Source organism: Bradyrhizobium genomosp. III, assembly GCF_000261705.1.
GTDB classification, from domain to species: Bacteria; Pseudomonadota; Alphaproteobacteria; order Rhizobiales; family Xanthobacteraceae; genus Bradyrhizobium; species Bradyrhizobium ottawaense.
In genome coordinates, this window is the sequence record NZ_AJQF01000114.1 from 1 (window position 1) to 3366 (window position 3366).

Annotated in this window: 4 protein-coding genes; 2 read left to right on the forward strand and 2 right to left on the reverse strand. The window is 66.2% G+C overall.

Annotation, left to right across the window (positions count from 1 at the left end; genetic code table 11):
- Positions 1-57 precede the first annotated feature (57 nt).
- Complete coding sequence (locus IC66_RS0110440) at positions 58-1023, forward strand: Bug family tripartite tricarboxylate transporter substrate binding protein (protein WP_038947571.1); 966 nt, start codon at positions 58-60, stop codon at positions 1021-1023.
- Positions 1024-1259: 236 nt separating this feature from the next.
- On the opposite strand, the gene IC66_RS0110445 is transcribed toward IC66_RS0110440, so the two are convergent.
- Positions 1260-2150 carry a LysR substrate-binding domain-containing protein gene (locus tag IC66_RS0110445; protein WP_028140014.1) on the reverse strand — a complete coding sequence of 297 codons (891 nt, stop codon included), beginning with the start codon at positions 2148-2150 and terminating at the stop codon, positions 1260-1262.
- An 88-nt stretch (positions 2151-2238) separates the two neighbouring features.
- Here IC66_RS0110445 and IC66_RS0110450 point away from each other — a divergent pair, with 88 nt between their 5' ends.
- Positions 2239-2991: a sulfite exporter TauE/SafE family protein gene (locus tag IC66_RS0110450; protein ID WP_028140013.1), complete on the forward strand. Its 753-nt coding sequence runs from the start codon at positions 2239-2241 to the stop codon at positions 2989-2991.
- 44 nt (positions 2992-3035) lie between these two features.
- Here the strand turns inward: IC66_RS0110450 and IC66_RS0110455 are convergent.
- Positions 3036-3366 (reverse strand): LysE family translocator (locus IC66_RS0110455; RefSeq protein ID WP_038947572.1); only part of this gene is annotated, 331 nt, incomplete at its 5' end.

The window sequence follows — 3366 nt, forward strand, 5'->3', positions numbered from 1 at the left end:
GGGTTCACGAAGAAGCACTGAAGCTGCTCAACCAATAACACGCGAGCGGAGGCTTGCATGACCATCTCACGCAGGCTTCTTCTTGGATTATTGCTGCTGCTGCCATCAGTGGCGTCCGCTCAGAATTTCCCGGCCAAGCCGATCAAGCTGATCGTGCCGTTTCCGGCCGGCGGGCCCAACGACATCATCGCGCGGGTCATCGGCCAGCGCATGTCGGAGCTGTCAGGGCAGCCGGTGCTGATCGACAATCGCGGCGGCCAGGGCGGCGTGCTCGGCACCGATGCGGTCTCCAAGGCCGCCCCCGACGGCTACACCATAGCGATCTCCTCAGCCGGCGCGCTCGCGATCAGCCCGAGCATGGAGAAAGTCGCCTACGACACCTTGAGCGACCTCACACCGGTGACGCTGGTTGCGACGGTGCCGGAGATGCTCGTGGTCGCCACCAACGTGCCCGCCAAGGACATGGGCGAATTGATCGCTCTGGCCAAGGCGCAGCCGGGAAAGCTCAACTTCGCCTCTTCCGGCCCCGGCAGCCTGCCACATCTCGCCGGCGAGCTGTTCAAGCTGACGGGGAAGATCGACATCGTCCACGTGCCCTATCGCGGCGCAGCCCCCGCGGTGAACGATCTCTTGGGCCAGCAGGTGCAGATGACGTTTCTCGATCTCCCCGTGCTGCTGCCGCAGGTCAAGGCCGGCGCGCTGCGGCCGATCGCGATGGGCTCGGCAGAGCGCGCCCCGACCGCACCTGACGTGCCGACTCTTTCGGAAGCGGGTTTTCCCGATCTGCGCGTCGAGAACTGGTACGGCATGGTGGCGCCCAAGGGCACGCCGAAGGAGATTGTCACGGCGCTGCACGCCCTGGCGACGAAGGCGATGGCCGATCCCGCGGTGAAGGAGAAGCTCGCCGCGCAAGGCGCGACGCTGGTCGGCGACGAGCCGGAGCACTTTCGGTCATTCATCGCGGACGAGACTAGGAAGTGGGCGAAGGTGATCAAGGACGCCGGGGTGGAGACGGCGAAGTAGTTCGCGTTTTCGCTGGGTAAGCACCACCTTCACAACGCGACAGGTGCGTTCCCTCCCCCCTTGCGGGGGAGGGTTAGGGAGAGGGGGCCACACGGGGACCCCATCGATCTCTCTTCTTCACGACAGAGCACCTGTTCCTGGACTACCCCTCTCCCCCGCCCTCCCCCACAAGGGGGGAGGGAGCGCAGTTTGCTCGCTGCGGGGGCGTGCCTCACACTAGCGCAGCAACCAACTGCTCACACCGCCTCTGCCCGCAGATGCTCCACCAGCATCTTCGCAGGCCTTGGCAGCGTCTTGAAGCTGCGCGCGCAGATCACGAGCTTGCGGTTGGCCCAGGCATCGCGTAGCCGGACCATGGCGAGCGGCATCAGTTTTGCGCAGCGGCGGGCGGCGGATATCGGCACCAGCGCGATCCCGACGTCGGCGGCGACCATCTGGCAGATCGCATCGAAGTCGCGCAGGCGCGCGCGGTAATGCGGGCGCATGCCGAGCCGGGCGGCGTGCTTCGAAATGTGCATCTGGAGCGCGGTGGCGCTGGTGAGCCCGACGAAGTCGCAACTGCCGGCTTCCTGAAAATCGATCTGGCGGCGACCCGCGAACGGGCCGCGCCGCGACGTCACCAATGTCAGGTGGTCCTCGCTGAACACGAAGCGCTCGATATGGTCGGGCAGCGCGTGCTCGGCGGCGAAACCGAGATCGGCGGCGCCTGCGGTGATCGCCGCCGCGATGTCGGTGCTCTCGCGCTCCTCGATGTCGATGGCGACGTCGCGGTGCTCGCGCAGGAAACCGGCCAGCGCCTTCGGCAGATGTTCCGACAGGCCCGAGGTGTTGACGAGGAAATGCACGCTGGCGCGCACGCCGCTGGCAAAACCGGCGAGATCGCCGCGCATGGCATCGATCTGGTGGATCACGAGCCTGGCATGATCGAGCAGGCTCTCGCCGGCCGCGGTCAGCTCGACGCCGCGCCGCCCGCGCTTGAGCAGCGCGACGCCGAGCGCGTCCTCGAGCCCCTTGATGCGCGCGCTGGCCGAGGCCAGGGCCAGGTGCGACCGCTCTGCGCCGCGGGTGATGCTGCGCTGGTCGGCGACCGCGATGAAGAGCTGGAGGTCGACGAGGTCAAAACGCATGGCAGATCTCCCAGCCTTCGTTCAGAGCGAAGGCTTACTCCGTAACCTCCAGATTGTGCGCCCGCGCGGCTTCGGTCAATGTGCTCTCATGATCGACCCGCTTCTCATTGTCATCGCCGCCGTGTTCCTGATCGCCGGATTCGTCAAGGGCGTGGTCGGGCTCGGCCTGCCGACGGTGTCCATGGGCCTGCTCGCGGTGAGCATGACGCCCAGCCGCGCGATCGCCATCGTCATCGTGCCCGCCATCGTCACCAACATCTGGCAGACCTTCGTCGGCCCGTATCTGCGTGACATCCTGAAGCGGCTGTGGCCGCTGATGATCGGCACCGTGATCGGATGCTGGCTCAATGCCGGCGCGCTGACCGGGCCGCATGCGCGCTACGGCACGATCGTGCTCGGCGTCCTGCTCGTCATCTATGCCGTGATCGGTCTGAACAAGTTCCAATTCCGCGTCGCGCCGCAAAACGAGAAATGGGTCGGCGGCGTGGTCGGTGTCGTCACCGGCGTGATCTCGGCCTCGACAGGCGTGCAGGTGATCCCCTCGATGCCGTTCATGCAGGCGATCGGCATGGAGAAGGACGAGCTGGTGCAGGCACTCGGCGTGTTCTTCACGACGGCGACACTGGCGCTCGCCTTCAACCTGACGGCCGTTGGGCTGTTGACGCCAGCCAATGCCGTGCCGGGCGCGGTGGGCATGGCCATGGCTTTTGCCGGCATGTTCGTGGGACAGTCGGTGCGAGCACGGATGCCGGCCGAAGCGTTCCGCCGCTGGTTCCTGATCGCGATGATCCTGCTCGGCCTTTATCTCGCCGGCAGTGCGCTGGCGAAGGAATTCGTTTGAGGGAAGATCGCCCTACGCTGCCCGCATCATTCGTTCGAATGAGCCTATCGCGTCTCCAGCATGGCGACGCGGATGCCGAGATAGATGAAGAGGCCGCCGAGCGCGCGGTTGACCCAGGCGATCACGCCTTCGGACTCGCGCAGGCGGTGGGCGGCTTTGGCCGCGAACGCGGCCAGCACCAGGCACCACAGCGTGCCCGTAGAGATGAAGATCAGGCCGAGCGTCAGGAAGGCGAGCGGCTTGTGCGGTGAATCGGCCGCGACGAATTGCGGCAGGAAAGCCAGGAAGAACAGCGCGACCTTGGGATTGAGCGCGTTGGTGAAGACGCCCTGGAGGAAGACCCGCCGCAGCGAGCTCCGCACCGGCTCCTCGATC

Excerpts from the sequence above, each read along its gene's own strand:
- IC66_RS0110440 (WP_038947571.1), top strand. The coding sequence starts at position 58 with ATGACCATCTCACGCAGGCTTCTTCTTGGATTATTGCTGCTGCTGCCA.
- IC66_RS0110445 (WP_028140014.1), bottom strand. The coding sequence starts at position 2,150 with ATGCGTTTTGACCTCGTCGACCTCCAGCTCTTCATCGCGGTCGCCGAC.
- IC66_RS0110450 (WP_028140013.1), top strand. The coding sequence starts at position 2,239 with ATGATCGACCCGCTTCTCATTGTCATCGCCGCCGTGTTCCTGATCGCC.